The organism is Pseudomonas berkeleyensis, assembly GCF_014109765.1.
GTDB lineage: Bacteria > Pseudomonadota > Gammaproteobacteria > Pseudomonadales > Pseudomonadaceae > Aquipseudomonas > Aquipseudomonas berkeleyensis.
Genome location: NZ_CP059139.1, coordinates 3,251,143 through 3,272,532 on the forward strand (window position 1 = coordinate 3,251,143; position 21,390 = coordinate 3,272,532).

Consider the following 21,390-nt stretch of genomic DNA (forward strand, 5'->3'; position numbering starts at 1 on the left):
CGTCATCCCCTAACGCAGCACAGCACGTACGGCTGCTGCCACTGCACCGACATCCAGCCCGGTAAAACAGGGGAAGGTAATGGTGGTCGCCTCGAGCTGCGCCGCCGTCGGCTGGACATCACGGTACTTGCTCAAGAAATAACTACCTGAACTCAAGGCATAGGTACCGATGGTCGTTTCAACCGTCCCCCGCAGGTCGGCAATCAGGCGATCACGGTCACATCCTTCAGGAACCCGAAACACCATCGACTGTACGTTGTAAACGACGTCGCTTCCCGACTTCTGCGCCACGAAGCCCAGCTCACCGAGTTGTTCCATATAGCGTTCACGTATCTCGTTGCGCTCTCTGACGATGCTATCGATCTTGGCCAACTGCTTGCGTCCCATGACCGCCTGAAGTTCCGAAAGGCGGAAGTTGTAGCCGTAGTCGACAAAGTCCAACGCCACGCCCTTCATACCGTTGGCGCCATGGGCCAGCTTGACCGTCAACCAGTCTGCCCACTCGTCACTGTTCGTGGTGATAGCCCCCCCCTCACCCGTGCTGATGAGTTTGCGCGGATGAAAACTGAAACAGGTCAGGTCGGCTATAGCGCCACATCGAGCCCCCTTCTCCGAGCTGCCAATGGCACAGGCCGCATCCTCGATCAACGGAATACGCTTTGCCGAGCAGATACGCTTGATCTCGGTAATGCCCGTGGGATTGCCGAGTGCATCCACGAACATCACGGCCTTGGTACGCGGCCCGATAAGCGCCTCAAGAACCTCGGGGCGCATGTTGAAGGTTTCCGGACACACGTCAGCAAAAACCGGTCGAGCCCCCACGTCTTCGATCACATTCGCCGAGGCCGGAAAAGAGAAGTCCGAAACGATCACTTCATCACCCGGACCGATACCCAGAAGTTTCAGGCAAACCCACAGCGATGTCGTCGCTGACGTAGTCAGAAAGGCATGCTTCGCACCGGTGTATGCAGCCAATTCCGAGCGAAACGCGTCAACATGCTGACCGCGTGTGAATATGCCGCTGTCGAACACTTCACGGAACTCGGCTTCGACCTCATCGAACCCGATATAAGGCCTCATCAAACGAATCTGGCTCATGCGCGCTTCCCGATCAGATGGGTGTACCAGTCAAGGGTGTCTGCCAGTCCCTGCTCGAACGGAGTCAGGCGATACTGGATCACCCCCTTGACCCTCTCGTTACTGGCGTTGTGCGACAGCACGTCAGAATGACGCGCGGGCTTGCGCAGGATTTCCCCGGTGTAACCGTAGTGGTCGCAGATGCGAGGAATCAGTTCGTTGATCGAAATCTGGTTGTCGGTGGAGATGTTCACCGTCTCGCCGGACGGTAGCACGTCATGCAACTTGACGACCGCATCCACGGTGTCGTGAACGTAGATGAAGTCCCGGCTCTGAGTACCTTCGCCATGTATTTCCGGAGTGCCACCGGTAAGCAGGCGGACGGCAGTGATCGGAATCACCCCAGCCAGCATGCCCTTGTGGTTCTGGCGAGGCCCATAGTTGTTGAACGGGCGAACGATATAGGCATCGACGCCGAACATGCGCACGTAGCTTTCTACCGCCAGATCCGCTGCGGCCTTGCCGGCGGCATAAGTGGTGGTGGGATTGCGCGGGTGGGCCTCGTCCATCGGCTCGTACACCGCCGACCCATAAACCTCGGAGGTGGAGAAGTGGCACAGCGTCCTGAAAAGCCCTCGCCGCTGCAACTCGAGCAGGTTCAGCACCACCTTGACGTTGGTGTCGAAGGCGTTTGCCGGGTTGAGGAAAGAATAGTTCAGCGCCTTGGTGGCACAGTTGAACACCACGTCGATTGCATGGTTGGTGAAGATGTACTCCAGGCTGGTGCTCAACTCGGCATCGTCGCGATAGAAGGTGGCCTTGCCACTGGCCAGGGCCTCGGCAAGGTTGTCTTCGGAGCCGACGAAGAGGTTGTCGATCACCACGACATGCGCAGCACCTTCAGCCAACAACCGATCCACCAGGTGGCTGCCGATGAAGCCGGCGCCGCCAGTGACCAGAACCCCCTTGCCCGCGAAACCTTCTCGAATCGTCATGCCTGAACCGCCGCCTGAATCTGTGCACATATTTTCATTGCGTCAACACCGGCGTCGACGCCCGGAACCCGTCCAGCAGTTGGCTGGCGACAGATCGCCATGAAGGCCTGCAACTCCGTCAACAGCGCCTCCTGCGGAGCAACAGCAACACTTTCCTGGATAGCGGAAATAGCGTAAGGCAGGCTGCCAGCATCACGGGCTTCGGACTGGCGGTTGATCAGGATTTCCTTACGCAGCAGGTCGCAGTCCACGAACATGTCGACGCAGGTGCCTTCGATCTGGCGGATTTTCTTGTCCGTCACGCGGCTGGCCTGGATACGCGAAAACTGGCCGCTCTCATGGGTGATCAGCGCCGAAGCGAAATCGATCATGCTGCCGTGGGCGAAGCCATGAGCGGCCACCGAGATGGCCGGCCCGTTGAGATAGAGTGCCAGGTCGATGTCGTGGATCATCAGGTCGGTGACCACGTCGACATCGGTGATGCGCGCACTGACCTTGTTGGTGCGGGTGAAGTCCAGACTGATGACACGCTCGGTACGATCGAGCACGGTTTTCAGAGCCTGTACCGCCGGGTTGAAGCGCTCGATGAAACCAACCTGAATGTTCAGACCTTTATCCTTGGCGAAGGCAGCGATCTCCTGCGCCTCCTCCAGGGTTGCCGCCAGGGGCTTCTCGACGAAGATATTCTTGACATGGGCAGCGGCCAGACGAATGTAGTCCGCATGGGTCACGGTCGGGGTACAGATCACCACCGCATCGACACCCGCCAACAGTGGCGTCGGGTCGACCACACCGGGAATGCCATGCGACTCGCCAGCCTTCGCAGCAACCTCGACATTGGCATCGGCCACGAACGCCAGTTCGACCCCCTTGAGCATCGACAGTACGCGCAGGTGATTGCGCCCCATGTTACCGAGGCCGATCAGACCTACCTTGAGAGCTTTCTCTTGCATGTTTTCACACTTCTCCACAAACGCGATTGCCTTCACGGTCTATACGAGCAACCGCACGCGCCGGGTTCCCCATGACAAGGGTGTAGGGCGGCACATCTTTAGTCACCACGCTGCCGGCTGCAACCATGGCGAACGCTCCGATCGTTATGCCACAAACGATGGTGGCGTTAGCCCCGATGCTGGCTCCGCTATCAATGCGCGTTGCAGTGACCTTCCACTCGGTATTGAAGGCACGCGGAACCTTATCATTGGTAAAACAGGCGTTGGGGCCAACGAAAACATCATCACCAATTTCCACGCCGTTGTAGACAGAGACACTGTTCTGAATCTTGCAACGGTTGCCGATTTTCACCGCATGATCCACATAAACATCCTTGGAAAGGATGCAACCTTCGCCAATGACCGCATTCTCGCGAATTTGCACATTGATCCAGATCTTGGTGCCGGCTCCGATACTCGCCTTGCCGGAAACATTGGCTGTTGGATGAATGTAGATATCGTTAGCGGACATTCGTACCTCCAATGACGGAGCCGACGACCTCGACCACACGCTGCAATTCAGACTCGGTCATGTACGGGAACAGAGGTAGGTTGAGTACCGAGGCACACAACTGCTCACCCACCTGACCGCCGAAATGCCCGGCAAGAGAAGCTACGGCACCTGGCTGGCTGGACATAACGCCGGGATAGATATTGCCGAAGCCGATACCCTCGGCCTTGAGCTCGGCCTCCAGACGCGCCTTCAACGCAGCATCCGGCACCAGACAGACATTGCAATAGCCGTTCTCGTCATAGTCGGAAGGGGCGTTCATCAGTTGGATACCAGCAGCCGGCAGATGCTTCTGATAGAACGCTACCGCCTCACGGCGAGAGGCAATACGGGCGTCGATATGATCCAGCGACAGATTGAGGAAGGCCGCCTGCAGCGAATCCAGTCGCGAGTTCCAGCCTACGTCACCGTAACCGTAATGGGCAGTACGCCCGTGATTGCCCAGGCGTCGAACCTTGTCAGCCAGCGCGGCGTCGTCCGTGAACACCGCGCCGCCATCTCCTGCCCCCCCCAGCACCTTGGCCGGATAGAAGGAAGTCGTTGAAATCTGCGCCCCCTTGTAGATGGGCTCCCCCTGGTAGCGTGCACCAAAGGACTGAGCACCATCCTCCACCAGAACAACGCCCTGCTCGCGACACAGTGCGCGCAGCTCAAGCAGACGAGCACTGCCCCAGCCATACAGATGTGCCACCAGTGCAGCCTTTGGCTTGGCGTTGCGAATGGCCTGTTCGAATGCCTCGAAACTGACACCGCCATCACGGAGATCCGCATCGACCGTTACCGGCCGTGCTCCCACGTTAACCACTGCCTCGAAGGTTGCCCAGAAGGTGACATTCGGCACCAGCACCAGGTCGCCCGCGCCAACACCAACTGCACGCAGAGCCAGTTGCAGTGCATCAGTGCCGTTGGCACAGCTGATGGCATGAGTGACCTGCAGTTCGGACTGCAGGCGGGTTTCAAGTGTGGCAACCTCGGCACCGCCAATGAACTGCGCGCCCAGGGTCATTGCATGAAACTTCTCCATCAGCGCCTCATGGAAGCCAGCTTCCAAGCGCTTCAGGTCGATAAAGGGAACGTTGATTTTAAGTCTCCTCAAACTAGAGCGCCCAACACAGGAGGCGAACACGCCATACGAACATCAAGGCAGCTACCGGGGTAAAGCTGAGCATGATAATGACCCACGCCAGCGCATCATAGCCCCAATCCCCATGCCACCTGCAAAAGTCCCATCTCGCGGTATCCACAGCGGCTCACCTGCGCCTCCCGCCGGGTACTCGCCATGGATATCTTCAATGGCAAGGGTATTGGGGCACTGCCGCACCAGAGGGCTCGATACGCATAGCACACCCAGATCATGGCGCTCTCCTCCCCCGCTGCCAGGCAATGCAAATCATCGCCGGCGCAAGCCAAACCGTGAACTCAGCATGGACGTGCCAGCAGAACAGGTATCACCGCTCGGTATCGAGAACTACGAACAGCAACCTGGCAGAAGGCTCATCGCAGAAGATCAACCGCTTGAAAACTTCGGCCAATAGAGAAGGCACACGACAGAATGGTCGATATGGACATGAGGAGGGGCGAGCAGAACCTGGAGCGCATCAAGAGAACTATCGATTGGAAGTCTTTCCCGCCCTCTCGAGAAGCATTCGCCCTCAGAAAAGACTACAGCCAATGAACGAACGTACTTTTCATTCACTGCAACTGATGACAGAGCCTGGTTAGACGCCTTGCAGTACCACGATAGCATTGAGGGAAGCCGCACGAGTCAGCCTTTTAAAGACTGATACCGGAAACCAGCACAACGAAGCCACTACGCGAGCAACAGGACTGCCCTACTCATCCTCATTGACCCGATCACGCAACTCCTTGCCTGGCTTGAAATGCGGCACGAACTTGCCGTCCAGCCGTACCGACTGACCGGTTTTCGGGTTGCGCCCTACGCGCGGCGCGCGATAGTGCAGCGAAAAGCTGCCGAAGCCACGAATCTCGATACGATCTCCAGTAGCCAGCGCCTGGGACATTTGTTCCAGCATGGTCTTGATGGCCAGTTCGACATCCTTGGAGGACAGCTGACCTTGATGAGTGACAATTCTTTCGATCAACTCCGACTTGGTCATGGTTTTCCCTTCTTTTTCAAGCGGCTAGAAGACTCGACGGTTCGGTTTTAGCACGCTGATCAGCTTTTGAACAGCCCAAAAAACAAGGTGTTAGCGCAACATCGGGAGTAACCGCCCATATAGCGATTTCTTCAGCACAGAAACAGGCAGATACCAAGCAGATATTTAGCGCTACGGCACAGCCAGAATCACCCAGCGCAGTGACACTCAGACGATCTCTTCTAGACAGAAGTCGGACTCTAGAAGAGAGGTCTGTGAGCGATTTCAATACGCCAAGAACAGCAAAAACAAAAAAGGCGACCCGAAGGTCGCCTTTTTCTTGGATGAATTACCCGAACTTAGTTCTGGTTTTCCATCTGAGCACGGATCAGATCACCAATGGTGGTCGGACCGGTGCTTTCAACGTCTTGCTTGTTACGCAGTTCCTTCATCGCGTCTTTCTCGTCTTCAACGTCTTTCGACTTGACGGACAGGCTGATGACGCGGGACTTGCGGTCGACGCTGATGATCTTCGCTTCTACTTCGTCGCCTTCCTTCAGCACATTACGCGCGTCTTCAACGCGGTCACGGCTGATTTCGGAGGCTTTCAGAGTCGCTTCGATCTCGTTGCCCAGGTCGATGATGGCGCCCTTGGCGTCTACTTCTTTCACAACGCCACGGACGATGGTGCCCTTGTCGTTGATGGAGACGTAGTTGCTGAACGGATCATCTTCCAGTTGCTTGATGCCCAGGGAGATGCGCTCGCGCTCCGGGTCAACCGACAGGATGACGGTTTCCAGCTCGTCGCCCTTCTTGAAGCGACGCACGGCTTCTTCGCCGGCTTCGTTCCAGGAGATGTCGGACAGGTGAACCAGGCCATCGATGCCGCCGTCCAGACCAATGAAGATACCGAAATCGGTGATCGACTTGATGGTGCCGGAGATCTTGTCACCCTTGTTGAACTGGCCGGAGAAATCTTCCCACGGGTTAGTCTTGCACTGCTTGATACCCAGGGAGATACGACGACGCTCTTCGTCGATGTCCAGAACCATGACTTCCACTTCGTCGCCGACGTTAACGACTTTCGACGGGTGGATGTTCTTGTTGGTCCAGTCCATTTCGGAAACGTGTACCAGGCCTTCCACGCCCTCTTCCAGCTCGGCGAAGCAGCCGTAGTCGGTGAGGTTGGTGACGCGGGCAACAACGCGGGTATTTTCCGGGTAACGAGCCTTGATGGCAACCCATGGGTCTTCGCCCAGTTGCTTCAGGCCCAGGGATACGCGGTTACGCTCGCGATCGTACTTCAGAACCTTGACGTCGATCTCGTCGCCAACGTTGACGATCTCGGACGGGTGCTTGATGCGCTTCCAAGCCATGTCGGTGATGTGCAGCAGGCCATCTACGCCGCCCAGGTCAACGAACGCACCGTAGTCGGTGAGGTTCTTGACGATACCTTTGACTTGCTGGCCTTCCTGCAGGGATTCCAGCAGAGCTTCGCGCTCGGCGCTGTTCTCGGCCTCCAGGACACTGCGACGGGAAACGACAACGTTGTTGCGCTTCTGGTCGAGCTTGATGACCTTGAATTCCAGCTCTTTGCCTTCCAGGTGAGTGGTATCACGCACCGGACGGACGTCAACCAGGGAACCCGGCAGGAACGCGCGGATGCCGTTGACGTCAACAGTGAAGCCGCCTTTGACTTTACCGTTGATAACGCCTTTGACCACTTCTTCAGCGTTGAACGCAGCTTCCAGAACCAGCCAGGATTCAGCGCGCTTGGCTTTTTCGCGGGACAGCTTGGTTTCACCGAAGCCATCTTCAACCGCGTCCAGCGCGACGTGGACTTCGTCACCGACCTTGATGGTCAGCTCGCCTTGTTCGTTGAAGAACTGGTCGAGCGGGATGACGCCCTCGGACTTCAGACCGGCGTGAACGGTAACCCAGTCACCGTCGATGTCGACCACGATACCGGTGATGATGGCACCCGGCTGCATGTCGAGGGATTTCAGGCTTTCTTCAAAAAGTTCTGCAAAGCTTTCGCTCATGTTGATTCCTGTTGATCAAGGGCGGGGATTCGCCCAAACCACATTCCAGACCATGTGGGTTCGTTCATGTAAAAAGAGGCCTACGGGACAAGGACTGGTCTCCCGTATGCCTCCTTGCGAGTTCATCGATTTAAGGCAATCGAGAACCCTTAACCGGCGAGATCGCGATCAGCGACCTCGCGCAGAATTCGTTCTAACACTTGCTCGATGGAAAGCTCGGTGGAATCCAGCAGGATTGCGTCGACTGCCGGCTTGAGCGGCGCCACCGCGCGCTGGGTATCGCGCTCGTCGCGCGCCCGTATCTCGTCGAGAAGACTCGCGAGATTAACATCATCGCCCTTGGCCTTCAACTGCAAGTAGCGGCGACGGGCACGCTCCTCGGCACTGGCGGTGAGGAAAATCTTCAGCGGGGCATCGCTAAACACCACCGTGCCCATGTCGCGCCCATCGGCCACCAGACCCGGCATTTCCTGAAATGCGCGCTGACGCTGCAACAGCGCCTCACGCACCGCCGGCAAGGACGCGACCATCGAAGCCCCCGCCCCTACCTGCTCGTTACGAATGGCATCGGTCACTTCCTCGCCTTCAAGGATGATGCGCTTGTCGATGAACTGCACATCCAGATGCGCAGCCAATTGCTTGAGCGCTTCTTCATTGGTCAGGTCGATGCCGTGATTGCCCGCAGCGAAGGCCAGCAGACGATAGAGCGCGCCGGAATCGAGCAGATTCCAGCCCAATTGCTTGGCCAGCAAGGCGCAGAGCGTGCCCTTGCCAGAGCCGCTCGGCCCGTCGACGGTGATTACCGGGGCGCTCATGCCTTGCCCTCTTCGGCCACCTGGATGCCAACTTCAGCGGCCAGGGCGAGGAAGTTAGGGAAGGAGGTGGCGACGTTGGCACAGTCATGGATGCGGATCGGCGCGCTGGCACGCAGCGAGGCGACGCTGAAGGACATGGCGATACGGTGATCGCCATGCGCCCAGACCTCACCACCGCCCATGGTGCCGCCTTCGATGACGATACCGTCCGGCGTCGGCTCAGCCTTGACGCCCAGAGCGATCAGACCATCGGCCATGACCTGGATACGGTCGGATTCCTTCACGCGCAGCTCCTCGGCGCCGCGCAGCACGGTACGGCCTTCGGCACACGCCGCCGCCACGAACAGCACCGGGAATTCGTCGATAGCCAGTGGCACCAGATTTTCCGGAATTTCGATGCCTTTGAGCTTCGCCGCGCGCACACGAATGTCAGCAACCAGCTCACCGCCGACTTCACGCTGGTTCTCCAGGGTGATGTCGCCGCCCATCAGCTTGAGGATATCGATGACGCCGGTACGGGTCGGATTGATGCCGACATGTTCGAGCACCAACTCTGAACCCTCGGCGATGCTCGCCGCCACCAGGAAGAAGGCTGCCGACGAGATATCGGCTGGCACTTCGATACGCGTGGCGCTGAGTTTGTGACCGGACTCGACAGTGGCAGTACTGCCTTCGACGTCGACCGGGTAGCCGAAGCCGCGCAGCATACGCTCGGTATGGTCACGAGTCGGAGCCGGCTCGGTCACCGAGGTCTTGCCCTCGGCATAGAGACCCGCGAGCAGCAGGCAGGATTTGACCTGGGCACTGGCCATCGGCATTTGATAGTCCATGCCCGTCAGGCGCTGGCCGCCTTTGATATTCAGCGGCGGACGACCTTCAGGGCCGGTCTCGATCACCGCGCCCATTTCACGCAACGGCTTGGCCACACGATTCATCGGGCGCTTGGACAGCGAAGCGTCGCCAGTCAGGGTGGTATCAAACGACTGCGCAGCCAGCAGACCGGAGAGCAAACGCATAGAGGTACCGGAGTTACCCATATACAAAGGGCCGGCCGGCGCTTTCAGGCCATGGAGGCCGACACCATGAATGGTCACACGGCCGTGATGCGGGCCTTCGATGACCACCCCCATGTCGCGAAACGCCTGAAGCGTAGCCAGCGCATCTTCCCCCTCGAGGAAGCCTTCTACCTCGGTAGTGCCTTCAGCCAGCGAACCCAGCATGATCGAACGGTGCGAGATGGATTTGTCACCGGGTACGCGGATACGTCCGGACAGGCTGCTACCGGGTTTTGCCAGGAAAATCAGATCGGTCGAGTGCATAGCGTCCACATAGGCCCTGCGGGCCAGAATTTTGCTGAAATGTTCGCGGGCAACACGAGCGCGCGTGAACACGCCCAGCAGTTGATGCCCATCCCCGGCGTCGACCGCGTCGCGCAGAGCGTCGAGGTCATCGCGAAATACGTCCAGCGTACGCAGCACAGCCTCGCGGTTGGCGAGAAAGATATCGTGCCACATCACTGGGTCACTGCCGGCAATCCGCGTGAAATCACGGAAACCGCCAGCGGCATAGCGGAAAATCTCCAGGTTCTCGCTGCGCTTGGCCAGCGAGTCGACCAGCGTAAAGGCCAACAGGTGCGGCAGATGACTGGTAGCGGCGAGCACCTGATCGTGGTGCTCCACCTCCATCACCTCGACATCCGCTCCCAGCTCGCGCCACAGGTCTTCCACCAACGCCAAGGCCGCGTCATCACTATGTTCGCAGGGCGTGAGAATGACCTTGTGGCGACGAAACAGCTCGGCGTTCGCCGCCTCAACCCCACTCTGTTCGGAGCCGGCAATCGGATGGCCAGGCACCAGACGCACGGACTTGCCGGTAAATGCCTGGCGCGCGGCGCGCACTACATTGCCCTTGGCGCTGCCCACATCAGTGAGCACGGCAGTACCGAGGTCGAGCACGGCCAACTCGGCAAGCAGCTTCTCCATGGCCAGGATAGGGACTGCCAGCTGGATGACATCCGCTCCCTGACAGGCGGCCGCCAGGTCGCTCTCGCAACGATCCACGACGCCGAGCTGAACGGCCAAGCGACGCGATTCGGCATCCAGATCGACACCCACCACCTCCCGGCACAGCTCCCGCTCACGCAGCCCCTTGGCGAAAGAGCCACCGATCAGGCCGAGACCGACCACCACCAGGCGGCCGATCTTAGGGGCATTCGATTGCACTGCAGTGACAGTCACGCCGACAGCACCTTGGCCAGCGCCTCGAGGAAACGCGAATTCTCCCGCGGCAAGCCAATCGATACCCGCAGGAAGTTGGGCATGCGATAGCCAGCCATCGGCCGCACGATCACCCCTTCACGCAGCAGCGCCTGATTGATCGCGGCAGTGTCGCGCCCAAAATCAATGGCGATGAAATTGCCTTTGGAGGGAATCCAGCTCAGCCCCAGCTCACGCAGGCCGTCCTGCAACTGCTGCATGCCGGCGTCATTGAGGCGGCGCCCTTCGGCCAGGTATTCGGTATCGGCCAACGCCGCACAGGCAGCCGCCAGGGCCAGGCTATTGACGTTGAAGGGCTGGCGTACGCGATTGAGCACATCGGCAATGGCTGGCGAGCTGATGGCGTAACCCACACGCAACGAAGCCAGGCCGTAGGCCTTGGAGAACGTGCGCGAAACCAGCAGATTGGAATGACGCGCCAGGTAATCCAGCCCATCCGGCAATTCATCGCCTTCGGCGTATTCGATGTAGGCTTCGTCGAGCACCACCAGCACCGACTCCGGCACCTTGGCCAGGAAGGCTTCAAGCGCCTCAGGGCCGAACCAGGTGCCCGTCGGGTTGTTGGGGTTGGCGATGAATACCACACGAGTGTTGGCATCGATGGCCGCCAGCATCGCGTCCAGATCGTGGCCGTAATCCCTGGCTGGCACGATCTTGCCTTGCGCACCAACGGCCTGAGTGGCAATGGGATAGACGGCGAAGGCATAGTCGCTGAACACGGCATTGAGACCGGGCGCCAGATAAGCACGGGCGACCAGCTCGAGAATGTCGTTGGAACCGTTGCCCAGCGTGACTTGCGCCGCCTGCACGCCATAGCGCGCAGCCAGGGCAGCCTTGAGGGTGAAACCGTTGCCGTCGGGATAACGGGTCAGCTCGTCCAGCTCGGCACGAATTGCCGCAAGCACCTTGGCGCTGGGGCCAAGTGGGTTCTCGTTACTGGCCAGCTTGACGATGCCGGCAGGGTCGAGCCCCAGCTCGCGGGCCAGCTCATCGACTGGCTTGCCGGGTACGTATGGGGACAGTTTTTGCACGCCTGGCTGGGCCAGGGCTAGGAAATCGCAACTCATGAATGGAGGCTCTTCTCTAACGCAATACGGTTGACGAACTCACAGAGCATGATGACTCCTGAGGTAGTCGTGGATCTGCTGCACGGCCTCTTCAACCGAACAGCTGCTGGTGTCGAAACGCAACTCGGCAGCCTGCGGTGCCTCGAATGGAGAATCAAGCCCCGTGAAGTTGTGGATCAGGCCTGCTCGCGCCCGCCGGTACAGTCCTTTCGGATCACGGGCCTCGCAAACGTGCAGAGGCGTATCAATGAAGACCTCGACGAATCGGCCGGGCAGCAATTGACGCACAGCATCGCGATCAGCGCGAAAAGGCGAAATGAACGCGGCCAGCACGATCAATCCTGCATCGGCCATCAATGCCGCCACCTCACCAGCCCGACGAATATTCTCTTGCCGCTCCAACTCGGAGAAACCCAGATCACGATTCAGGCCAAGACGCAGGCGATCACCATCGAGCAGATAGGTATGCAGACCTGCAGCTTGCAGGCTGCTCTCCAGCGCTTCGGCCAGAGTCGACTTGCCCGCACCACTGAGCCCCGTGAACCAGATGACACAAGGCTCCTGCTGCTTGCTCAGTGCTCGCTGATTGCACTCCACAAGCGAGGAGCCCAGTGGCACCTGAAGCTCAGGCTCCACTCAAAGCACCGCCTTCGGATAAGACCCCAGCACCTTCAGCGCCACGGCTTCCTGGGCGAGCTTCTCCAGCACGTCCTTGATCAATGGGTCGCGATGATGGCCGACGAAATCGATGAAGAACACGTAGGTCCACTTGCCGCTGCGCGAGGGGCGCGTTTCGATGCGAGTCAGGTCGATACCGTTGTTGTGGAACGGTACCAGCAGCTCGTGCAGCGCGCCCGGCTTGTTGCGCATCGAGACGATGATCGAGGTCTTGTCATCACCGGTCGGCGGCACTTCCTGGCTGCCAATGATGAGAAAGCGCGTGGAGTTGTCCGGGCGATCCTCGATCTTCTCGGCCAGTTTGGTCAGACCATACAGATTGGCCGCCATATCACCGGCAATGGCCGCGCTGCTCCACTCGCTCTTGACCCGCTTGGCCGCATCGGCGTTGCTGGAAACCGCCACGCGCTCGACATTCGGGTAGTGCGCATCCAGCCACTTGCGGCATTGAGCCAGCGACTGGGCATGGGAGTAGATTCGGGTGATCTTGTTGGTCTGGGTCGTTTCGCCCACCAGCAGGTGATGGTGGATACGCAGCTCGACTTCACCACAGATCACCATATCGTGCTCGAGGAAGCTGTCCAGCGTGTGGTTGATCGCGCCCTCGGTGGAATTCTCCACCGGCACCACGCCAAAGTTCACCGCACCGGCAGCCACTTCGCGGAACACTTCATCGATGGCAGCCATCGGTACGCTGATCACCGCATGACCGAAGTGCTTCATCGCCGCAGCCTGGCTGAAGGTACCCTCAGGGCCGAGATAGGCGACTTTCAGCGGGTTTTCCAGCGCCAGGCAGGAGGACATGATTTCACGGAACAACCGCGCCATTTCCTCGTTGCCCAGCGGCCCCTGGTTACGCTCCATGACACGCTTGAGCACCTGAGCTTCACGCTCGGGGCGGTAGAAGACCGGCGACTCGCCTTCCTTCAGCTCCTTCATTTTCACCCGCGCCACTTCTTCGGCGCAGCGCGCGCGGTCACTGATCAGCTCGAGAATGCGCTCATCGAGATTGTCGATGCGTACCCGCAGCGCCTTCAGCTCCTGCTCGGACATATCAGCCGTGCTCCTTCTCGAACTCGGCCATGTAGGCCACCAACGCCTCGACCGCATCCAGGCCGACAGCGTTGTAGATGGAGGCACGCATACCACCTACCGAGCGATGCCCCTTGAGGTTGAGCAGGCCGCGCTCATCGGCGCCCGCCAGGAAGACCTTGTCCAGCTTCTCATCGGCCAGGCGGAACGGCACGTTCATCCAGGAGCGTGCGTTGTGGGCGATGGGGTTGCTGTAGAAGTCGCTGCTGTCGATGGTCTTGTACAGCAGATCCTTCTTGGCGCGATTGATACGCTCCATGGCCTCGACACCACCCTGCTCCTTCAGCCACTGGAAAACCAGGCCGGACAGGTACCAGGAATAGGTCGCCGGAGTGTTGTACATCGAGCCGTTATCGGCCGAGATCTTGTAGTCGAGCATGGTCGGGCAGTTCGAACGGGCGCGACCGAGCAGGTCTTCACGAACGATCACCACGACCAGGCCGCTCGGGCCGATATTCTTCTGCGCACCGGCGTAGATCAGGCCGAACTGCGAAACATCGAGGGGGCGCGAGAGGATGTCCGAGGACATGTCCACCACCAGCGGGGTATCGCCGACCTGCGGAATCCAGTCGAACTGCAAGCCGCCGATGGTTTCGTTGCTGCAGTAGTGCACGTAGGCAGCACTTTTCGACAGCTGCCAGTCGTTCTGACCAGGGATGGCAAAGTAGTCGTGCGCCTTGGCACTGGCAGCCACATTGATGGCACCATAGCGACGCGCCTCTTCGATGGCTTTCTTCGACCAGATACCGGTCTCGACGTAATCCGCCACGCCGTCTTCCGGCAGCAGGTTCAGCGGAATCTCGGCGAACTGCTGGCTGGCACCACCCTGCAGAAACAGCACCTTGTAGTCATTGGGCACGGCGAGCAGATCGCGCAGGTCCTGTTCCGCCTGGCTGGCAATCGCTACGTATTCGTCGCTGCGATGGCTCATTTCCATGACCGACAGACCTCGACCTTGCCAGTCGAGCATTTCGGCCTGGGCACGCTCCAGTACGGCGGTTGGCAGGGCGGCAGGGCCGGCGCAGAAATTAAAAGCTCGCTTGCTCACGTCTGTCTCTCTCAGATTCACAGAACGCCACCACCAGCGATGGCATGTCCATACTGCTTGCCGATGGGTATCGCTGCGCTCAACCCATCCTATGCTCTGCGGGAGGCGCTTCAGCGGCGACAGTCGCGACTAAAGCCCTCCCACCGAACCCGACTTCACTCCTCGCCGGCTTCCTCGGCGTCGACGGCCGGTACTTCGGCATTTTCGGCGACTTCAGTCCCCTCTTCACCTTCGACCAGCTCGTCGTCTTCTACCGGAGTCGGCTCCTGTACACGCTCCAGGCCGACCAGCGTCTCGTCCTTGGCCAGCTTGATCAGGGTCACACCCTGAGTGTTACGGCCGGAACTGGAGACTTCGTCGACACGAGTACGCACCAGGGTGCCCTGGTCGGAAATCAGCATGATCTCCTCGCCGTCCTGCACCTGGATGGCGCCAACCAGCTTGCCGTTACGCTCGCTGGTGACCATGGCGATCACGCCCTGACCGCCGCGACCGCGACGCGGGAACTTGCCCAGGCCAGTGCGCTTGCCAAAACCGCGCTCAGAGGCAGTGAGAATCTGCGCGCCGGACTCCGGAATCAGCATGGAAATCAGTTGCTGATCCTTGCCCAGGCGCATACCGCGCACACCGCGAGCGGTACGGCCCATGGTACGCACCTTGCTCTCGGCGAAACGCAGCACCTTGCCGGCGTCGGAGAACAACATGACTTCCTTGGCACCATCGGTGATGGCTGCCGCGATCAGGGTGTCGCCCTCTTCCAGCTTCAGGGCAATCAGGCCGGCGCTACGCGGGCGGCTGAACTGCACCAGCGGAGTCTTCTTCACGGTGCCGAAGGCAGTGGCCATGAAGATGAAGGCGCCAGTCGGCTCAGCGACCAGCTCGGGAGTTTCACCCTCGACTTCTTCGACTTCCTCGGCCTCGACCACCTCGGTGGCTTCGCCTTCGATCACCACGCCCTCGTCGTCCAGGTCTTCGTCGGCGCCAGCGCTCTGCTGCAGGGCTTCAAGGTCGATCTGCAGCATCGCGGTGATGCGCTCGCCCTCGTCCAATGGCAGCAGGTTGACCAGCGGACGACCACGCGCAGCACGCGAGGCCTCAGGAATCTCGAAGGTACGCAGCCAGTACACCTTGCCCTTACTGGAGAACAGCAACAGGGTCGCGTGGCTGTTGGCGACCAGCAGGTGCTCGACGTAGTCCTCGTCCTTCACCCCGGTGGCAGACTTGCCCTTGCCACCGCGACGCTGTGCCTCGTAAGCAGCCAGCGGCTGGCTCTTGGCATAGCCACCGTGGGAGATGGTGACGACACGCTCTTCCTCGGTGATCAGGTCGGCGATGGTCAGATCCTGACGCGACGCGGTGATTTCGGTACGACGAGCATCACCGAACTCGGCCTTGATCTTCTCCAGCTCCTCGCGAATGACCTCCATCAGGCGCTCGGGACTGGTCAGGATATGGATCAACTCGCCGATCAGGTTGAGGATTTCCTGATACTCGGACAGCAGCTTCTCGTGCTCCAGACCAGTCAGGCGGTGCAGGCGCAGCTCGAGGATGGCCTGAGCCTGCTCAGGCGAGAGGAAATACTTGCCGTCACGCAGGCCGTACTGCGGATCGAGCCCCTCAGGACGGCAGGAATCAGCACCCGCGCGCTCGACCATGGCTTCGACCGCACTGGATTCCCACGCAGCTGCGATCAGGCGCTCCTTGGCCTCAGCCGGCGTCGGCGAGTTCTTGATCAGCTCGATCACCGGGTCGATGTTCGACAGCGCGACAGCCTGACCTTCGAGAATGTGGCCGCGCTCACGCGCCTTGCGCAGCTCGTGGACGGTACGCCGGGTCACCACTTCACGGCGGTGACGGACGAACACCTCGAGCATGTCCTTGAGGTTCATGATCTTCGGCTGACCGTCAACCAGTGCCACGACGTTGATGCCGAACACGCTCTGCATCTGGGTCTGGGCATAGAGGTTGTTCAGCACAACATCCGGCACCTCACCACGACGCAGCTCGATCACCACACGCATGCCGTCCTTGTCGGATTCGTCACGCAGCTCGGTGATGCCTTCGATCTTCTTCTCTTTCACCAGCTCGGCGATCTTCTCGATCAGACGCGCCTTGTTCAGCTGATAGGGCAACTCGGTAACGACCAGTTGCTGGCGGTTGCCTGCCTTGTCGATGTCCTCGACCTCGACTCGGGCACGCACGTAGATGCGGCCACGGCCGGTACGGTAGGCCTCGATGATGCCGGCACGACCGTTGATGATGCCCGCGGTCGGGAAGTCCGGGCCGGGGATGTATTGCATCAGGTCATCGACGGTAAGCTCGGCGTTGTCGATGAGCGCCAGACAACCGTCGATCACTTCGGAAAGGTTGTGCGGCGGGATGTTGGTGGCCATGCCCACGGCAATACCGGACGAGCCGTTGACCAGCAGGTTCGGCACCTTGGTCGGCATGACCGCCGGAATCTGCTCGGTGCCGTCGTAGTTGGGCACCCAGTCGACGGTTTCCTTGTCCAGGTCGGCCAGCAGCTCATGCGCCAGTTTGGTCATGCGCACTTCGGTGTATCGCATGGCCGCGGCGTTGTCGCCGTCCACCGAGCCGAAGTTACCCTGGCCATCGACCAGCAGGTAGCGCAGAGAGAAGTCCTGAGCCATACGCACGATGGTGTCGTACACCGCAGTGTCGCCGTGCGGGTGGTATTTACCGATCACGTCACCGACCACACGGGCGGATTTCTTGTACGGCTTATTCCAGTCGTTGTTCAGCTCGCTCATGGCGTACAGCACACGGCGATGCACCGGCTTCAAGCCATCGCGCGCGTCCGGCAGCGCACGCCCGACGATCACGCTCATCGCGTAGTCGAGGTAGGACTGTTTCAGCTCGTCTTCGATATTGACCGGGAGAATTTCTTTGGCCAGTTCGCCCATGAGAAGCCTGGTTCCTTTTTCTGGTGAAACTCCGCGCCATTCTTCCTGAACGCTACGGAGCTCGTCGCTATGGCCTCAGGCCACTAACGACTCACGACAAATCAACGAGTTATGCCACGATTCGATGCAGTGAAGGCGGCTGCAGTCAGCCCCCTTGGAAACTGGCGGAGATTACCACAAAGCGTGCCGCACACCTACCCCGCGGCCACCTTCGAATCGGCTGATCAGTGCAGGCGCTTGCGGCACATCAGTTGCGCCAGCTTGGCTGCATCCGGCCTCTCGATCACGCCCTTTTCGGTCACGATGTAGTCCACCAGATCAGCCGGAGTCACATCGAACACCGGATTGACCGCTGGCACATCGGCCGCAACCCGCTGTCCGGCGACCGCCAACAGTTCATCGCTGCTACGCTCCCCCAGGAGGATGTCCTCACCGCTTTCCAGGCTCATGTCGATGCTCGAACTGGGTGCCACCACCATGAAGCGCACGCCGTGGTGCATGGCGTTGACCGCCAGCTGATAGGTACCGATCTTGTTGGCCACGTCGCCATTGGCGGCAATCCGCTCAGCACCGACGATCACCCAGGTGATGCCCTTGGTCTTCATCAGGTGAGCCGCCGCCGCATCGGCATTGAGGCTCACCGGCACACCATCGCCCACCAACTCCCAGGCCGTGAGGCGCGCCCCCTGCAGCCAGGTTCGCGTTTCATCGACATAGACGAGCTCGATCAACCCCTCCAGATGCGCCGCGCGAATCACCCCCAAGGCGGTGCCGAAACCGCCCGTAGCCAGCGCACCAGCATTGCAGTGGGTCAGCACGACTTGAGAATTGCCCTGATGCTTGCGGATCAGCTCCATGCCCAACTGCGCCATGGTCAGGTTGGCTTCGCGGTCACTGACATGAATGCCGATGGCTTCGGCTTCCAGCAGCGCCAGCATGTCATCGCCATCCTTGAGCCGCGCCAGACGCTCACGCATGCGCTGCAGAGCCCAGAACAGGTTCACTGCGGTGGGGCGCGATTGCTCGAGGCGAGCGAAATCCGCATCCAGCGCCTCACGCCAGTCGCCCCCAACCTGCAGCCTGGCACGCGCCGCCAGCACTAGGCCGTAAGCAGCAGCAATGCCAATGGCCGGAGCACCACGCACCACCATGTCAGCAATCGCATCGGCCACCGCTGCGGCCGACTCGAAGCGCAGCCAGACCTGCTGGTTCGGCAACAGGCGCTGATCGAGCAGATACAGGGCGCCATCGCGCCAGTCGATCGCCTGAACCTTCTCCACCGCCAGCAATTGCTCGCGCATCGCGCACTCCACCCTTCACGGCCAAAAAATCGCGGATTATACGCAGAGAAGCAGGCGCAGACCGAACAATCCAGCAGCGCCCACGGCTTCAAGCAGCGGACGTTCATCTATACACTGGCGCACTTCTTTTATGCAGTCTTCACGCCATACGGACAGCCGACCATGCCCGAAGCCCCTCTCGACCTCCTGCTCCTGCCCACCTGGCTGGTGCCCGTGGAGCCGGCTGGCGTGGTATTGCGCGAGCATGGCCTGGGTATTCGTGACGGCCAAATCGTCCTGATCGCGCCGCGCAGCGAGGCGCTACGCCACCCAACAACAGAAGTGCGCGAGCTGCCGGACTGCCTGCTTGCCCCGGGCCTGGTCAACGCGCATGGACACGCAGCCATGAGCCTGCTGCGCGGCATCGCCGACGACCTGCCACTGATGACCTGGCTGCAGGAGCATATCTGGCCGGCAGAGAGCCGCTGGGTCGACGAAGACTTCGTCCGCGATGGCACCGACCTGGCCATCGCCGAGCAGGTCAAGGGCGGCATCAGTTGCTTCTCCGACATGTACTTCTACCCGCAGACGGCCGCCGAGTGCGTGCACAACGCTGGCGTTCGCGCACAGATCACCGTGCCCGTGCTGGATTTCCCGGTGCCTGGCGCACTCAACGCCGCCGAGGCGCTGCGCAAGGGCCTGCAGCTGTTCGACGATCTCAAGCAGCATCCACGCATTCGTATCGCCTTCGGCCCGCACGCCCCTTACACGGTCAGTGACGACAAGCTCGAGCAGATCCGCGTCCTGGCCGACGAACTGGACGCCGGCATCCACATGCACGTGCATGAAACCGCCCAGGAAGTCGCCGAGGCCGTCGCCAAGCACGGCGAGCGCCCGCTGGCACGCCTGGCCCGTCTCGGCCTGCTCGGCCCACGTTTCCAGGCCGTGCACATGACCCAGATCGACGACGACGATCTGGCCCTGCTGGTGGAACATAACTGCAGCATCGTCCATTGCCCGGAGTCCAACCTGAAACTGGCCAGCGGCTTCTGCCCGGTCGAACGCCTGTGGCAGGCCGGCGTCAACGTCGCCATCGGCACTGATGGTGCGGCGAGCAACAACGACCTCGACCTGCTCGGTGAAACCCGCACTGCCGCACTGCTGGCCAAGGCAGTCGCAGGCTCGGCCACCGCCCTGCACGCCCATAGCGCGCTGCGCATGGCCACGCTCAACGGCGCCCGCGCCTTGGGCCTGGAGAGCCAGATCGGCTCACTAGAGCTGGGCAAGCTGGCCGACGTGGCCGCTTTCGACCTTTCCGGCCTGGCCCAGCAACCGGTCTATGATCCGGTTTCACAACTGATCTATGCCAGCGGCCGCGACTGCGTGAAACACCTGTGGGTCGGCGGCAAGCAACTGCTGGATGATGGCCGCCTGACCCGTATGGACGAAAACGAGCTGATCGCCAGGGCCAAGGACTGGGGAACCCGAATTGCCAGCAAGTAACACCGCTTACCCCCCTCTCCCGCTTGCGGGAGAGGGGCCGGGGGAGAGGGCTGTCAGGCAACACCGCGCGACTAGCCTGCCCCTCTCCCCAACCCTCTCCCATAAATGGGAGAGGGAGCAGACCGAGTATCAACGAAGCAGATGAGCCGCCGATAACCCTTGGGCGCTACAACATTTCCAAGCCACTGCGACAAACTGACATACATTGAACGAATCCACGCCGCCCCACGCCGAGTCTTAAACTGGCAACATGGCGGCGATACGCTTTCCATGCTTTCAAAGAGATGCTTATGAGCAACGTCGACCGCGCCGAAATCGCCAAATTCGAGGCACTGGCACACCGCTGGTGGGATCTTCAGAGCGAGTTCAAACCTCTGCACGACATCAACCCGCTACGGGTGAACTGGATCGACGAGCGCGTCGGCCTGGCCGGCAAACGCGTGCTCGACGTCGGTTGCGGCGGCGGCATCCTCAGCGAGGCAATGGCCCAGCGCGGCGCCACTGTCACCGGCATCGACATGGGCGAAGCCCCGCTGTCCGTGGCCCAGCTGCACCAACTGGAGTCCGGCGTCGAAGTCGAATACCGACAGATCACCGCCGAAGCCATCGCCGAGGAAATGCCGGGCCAGTTCGATGTGGTCACCTGCCTGGAGATGCTCGAGCACGTACCCGATCCGTCCTCGGTGATCCGCGCCTGCCACAAACTGGTCAAACCCGGCGGCCAGGTGTTCTTCTCCACCATCAACCGCAACCCCAAGGCCTATCTATTCGCAGTGATCGGCGCCGAGTACATCCTGCGCCTGCTGCCACGCGGCACCCATGACTTCAAGAAATTCATTCGCCCCTCAGAACTCGGCGCCTGGAGTCGCGCGGCAGGACTGGAGGTCAAGGACATCATCGGCCTGACCTACAACCCTCTGACCAAGCACTACAAACTGGAAGCTGACGTAGACGTCAACTACATGATCCAGACGCTGCGCAAGGAGTGACACGC

The 21,390-nt window shown here is 60.3% G+C and carries 17 protein-coding genes; 2 read left to right on the forward strand and 15 right to left on the reverse strand.

The window, feature by feature from the left end:
- Nucleotides 1–9: 9 nt before the first annotated feature.
- The 15 genes from HS968_RS15130 to mtnA all read right to left on the reverse strand — a co-directional run bounded on the left by HS968_RS15130 (nt 10) and on the right by mtnA (nt 18,914).
- Nucleotides 10–1,098, reverse strand: coding sequence for a DegT/DnrJ/EryC1/StrS family aminotransferase (locus HS968_RS15130; protein ID WP_182366878.1), 1,089 nt, complete (start codon nt 1,096–1,098; stop codon nt 10–12).
- Nucleotides 1,095–2,072: an NAD-dependent epimerase/dehydratase family protein gene (locus HS968_RS15135; RefSeq protein ID WP_182366880.1), complete on the reverse strand. Its 978-nt coding sequence runs from the start codon at nt 2,070–2,072 to the stop codon at nt 1,095–1,097. Before HS968_RS15135 ends, HS968_RS15130 begins: the two co-directional genes overlap by 4 nt.
- The gene (locus HS968_RS15140; protein WP_182366882.1) at nt 2,069–3,025 is read right to left on the reverse strand and encodes a Gfo/Idh/MocA family protein; all 957 of its coding nucleotides are present in this window, start codon (nt 3,023–3,025) and stop codon (nt 2,069–2,071) included. Before HS968_RS15140 ends, HS968_RS15135 begins: the two co-directional genes overlap by 4 nt.
- 4 nt (nt 3,026–3,029) lie before the next feature.
- Entirely contained in the window at nt 3,030–3,536 is a 507-nt protein-coding gene (locus HS968_RS15145; RefSeq protein WP_182366884.1) for an acyltransferase, read from the reverse strand.
- Nucleotides 3,526–4,599 (reverse strand): DegT/DnrJ/EryC1/StrS family aminotransferase, encoded by a 1,074-nt coding sequence (locus HS968_RS15150; protein ID WP_202884188.1) that lies wholly within the window; start codon nt 4,597–4,599, stop codon nt 3,526–3,528. The genes HS968_RS15145 and HS968_RS15150 overlap by 11 nt, the downstream gene beginning before the upstream one ends.
- A gap of 808 nt (nt 4,600–5,407) precedes the next feature.
- Nucleotides 5,408–5,692, reverse strand: coding sequence for an integration host factor subunit beta (gene ihfB / locus HS968_RS15155; protein WP_003243558.1), 285 nt, complete (start codon nt 5,690–5,692; stop codon nt 5,408–5,410).
- A 338-nt stretch (nt 5,693–6,030) separates the two neighbouring features.
- Entirely contained in the window at nt 6,031–7,713 is a 1,683-nt protein-coding gene (gene rpsA / locus HS968_RS15160) for a 30S ribosomal protein S1 (RefSeq protein WP_061239651.1), read from the reverse strand.
- A 149-nt stretch (nt 7,714–7,862) separates the two neighbouring features.
- Nucleotides 7,863–8,528, reverse strand: a complete 666-nt coding sequence (cmk, locus tag HS968_RS15165) for a (d)CMP kinase (protein WP_182366886.1) — start codon at nt 8,526–8,528, stop codon at nt 7,863–7,865.
- Nucleotides 8,525–10,765 carry a bifunctional prephenate dehydrogenase/3-phosphoshikimate 1-carboxyvinyltransferase gene (locus HS968_RS15170; protein ID WP_182366888.1) on the reverse strand — a complete coding sequence of 747 codons (2,241 nt, stop codon included), beginning with the start codon at nt 10,763–10,765 and terminating at the stop codon, nt 8,525–8,527. Before HS968_RS15170 ends, cmk begins: the two co-directional genes overlap by 4 nt.
- Entirely contained in the window at nt 10,762–11,871 is a 1,110-nt protein-coding gene (gene hisC, locus HS968_RS15175; protein WP_182366890.1) for a histidinol-phosphate transaminase, read from the reverse strand. The genes HS968_RS15170 and hisC overlap by 4 nt, the downstream gene beginning before the upstream one ends.
- Nucleotides 11,872–11,910: 39 nt before the next feature.
- Nucleotides 11,911–12,507, reverse strand: a complete 597-nt coding sequence (gene cysC / locus HS968_RS15180; RefSeq protein WP_182366892.1) for an adenylyl-sulfate kinase — start codon at nt 12,505–12,507, stop codon at nt 11,911–11,913.
- The gene (gene pheA, locus HS968_RS15185) at nt 12,508–13,602 is read right to left on the reverse strand and encodes a prephenate dehydratase (RefSeq protein ID WP_182366894.1); all 1,095 of its coding nucleotides are present in this window, start codon (nt 13,600–13,602) and stop codon (nt 12,508–12,510) included. It lies immediately after the preceding gene.
- A gap of 1 nt (nt 13,603) precedes the next feature.
- Nucleotides 13,604–14,689, reverse strand: coding sequence for a 3-phosphoserine/phosphohydroxythreonine transaminase (gene serC, locus HS968_RS15190; RefSeq protein ID WP_179624705.1), 1,086 nt, complete (start codon nt 14,687–14,689; stop codon nt 13,604–13,606).
- Between the two features lie 155 nt (nt 14,690–14,844).
- Nucleotides 14,845–17,613, reverse strand: coding sequence for a DNA gyrase subunit A (gene gyrA, locus HS968_RS15195; RefSeq protein WP_182366896.1), 2,769 nt, complete (start codon nt 17,611–17,613; stop codon nt 14,845–14,847).
- Nucleotides 17,614–17,837: 224 nt separating this feature from the next.
- The gene (gene mtnA, locus HS968_RS15200; RefSeq protein WP_182366898.1) at nt 17,838–18,914 is read right to left on the reverse strand and encodes an S-methyl-5-thioribose-1-phosphate isomerase; all 1,077 of its coding nucleotides are present in this window, start codon (nt 18,912–18,914) and stop codon (nt 17,838–17,840) included.
- 162 nt (nt 18,915–19,076) lie between these two features.
- On the opposite strand from mtnA, the gene HS968_RS15205 reads away from it, so the two are divergent.
- Both HS968_RS15205 and ubiG read left to right on the forward strand, forming a co-directional pair.
- A complete protein-coding gene (locus tag HS968_RS15205) occupies nt 19,077–20,396 on the forward strand; it encodes a TRZ/ATZ family hydrolase (RefSeq protein WP_182366900.1) in 1,320 nt (439 codons plus the stop codon).
- Between the two features lie 290 nt (nt 20,397–20,686).
- Nucleotides 20,687–21,385 (forward strand): bifunctional 2-polyprenyl-6-hydroxyphenol methylase/3-demethylubiquinol 3-O-methyltransferase UbiG, encoded by a 699-nt coding sequence (gene ubiG, locus HS968_RS15210; RefSeq protein ID WP_106740268.1) that lies wholly within the window; start codon nt 20,687–20,689, stop codon nt 21,383–21,385.
- Nucleotides 21,386–21,390: the final 5 nt, after the last annotated feature.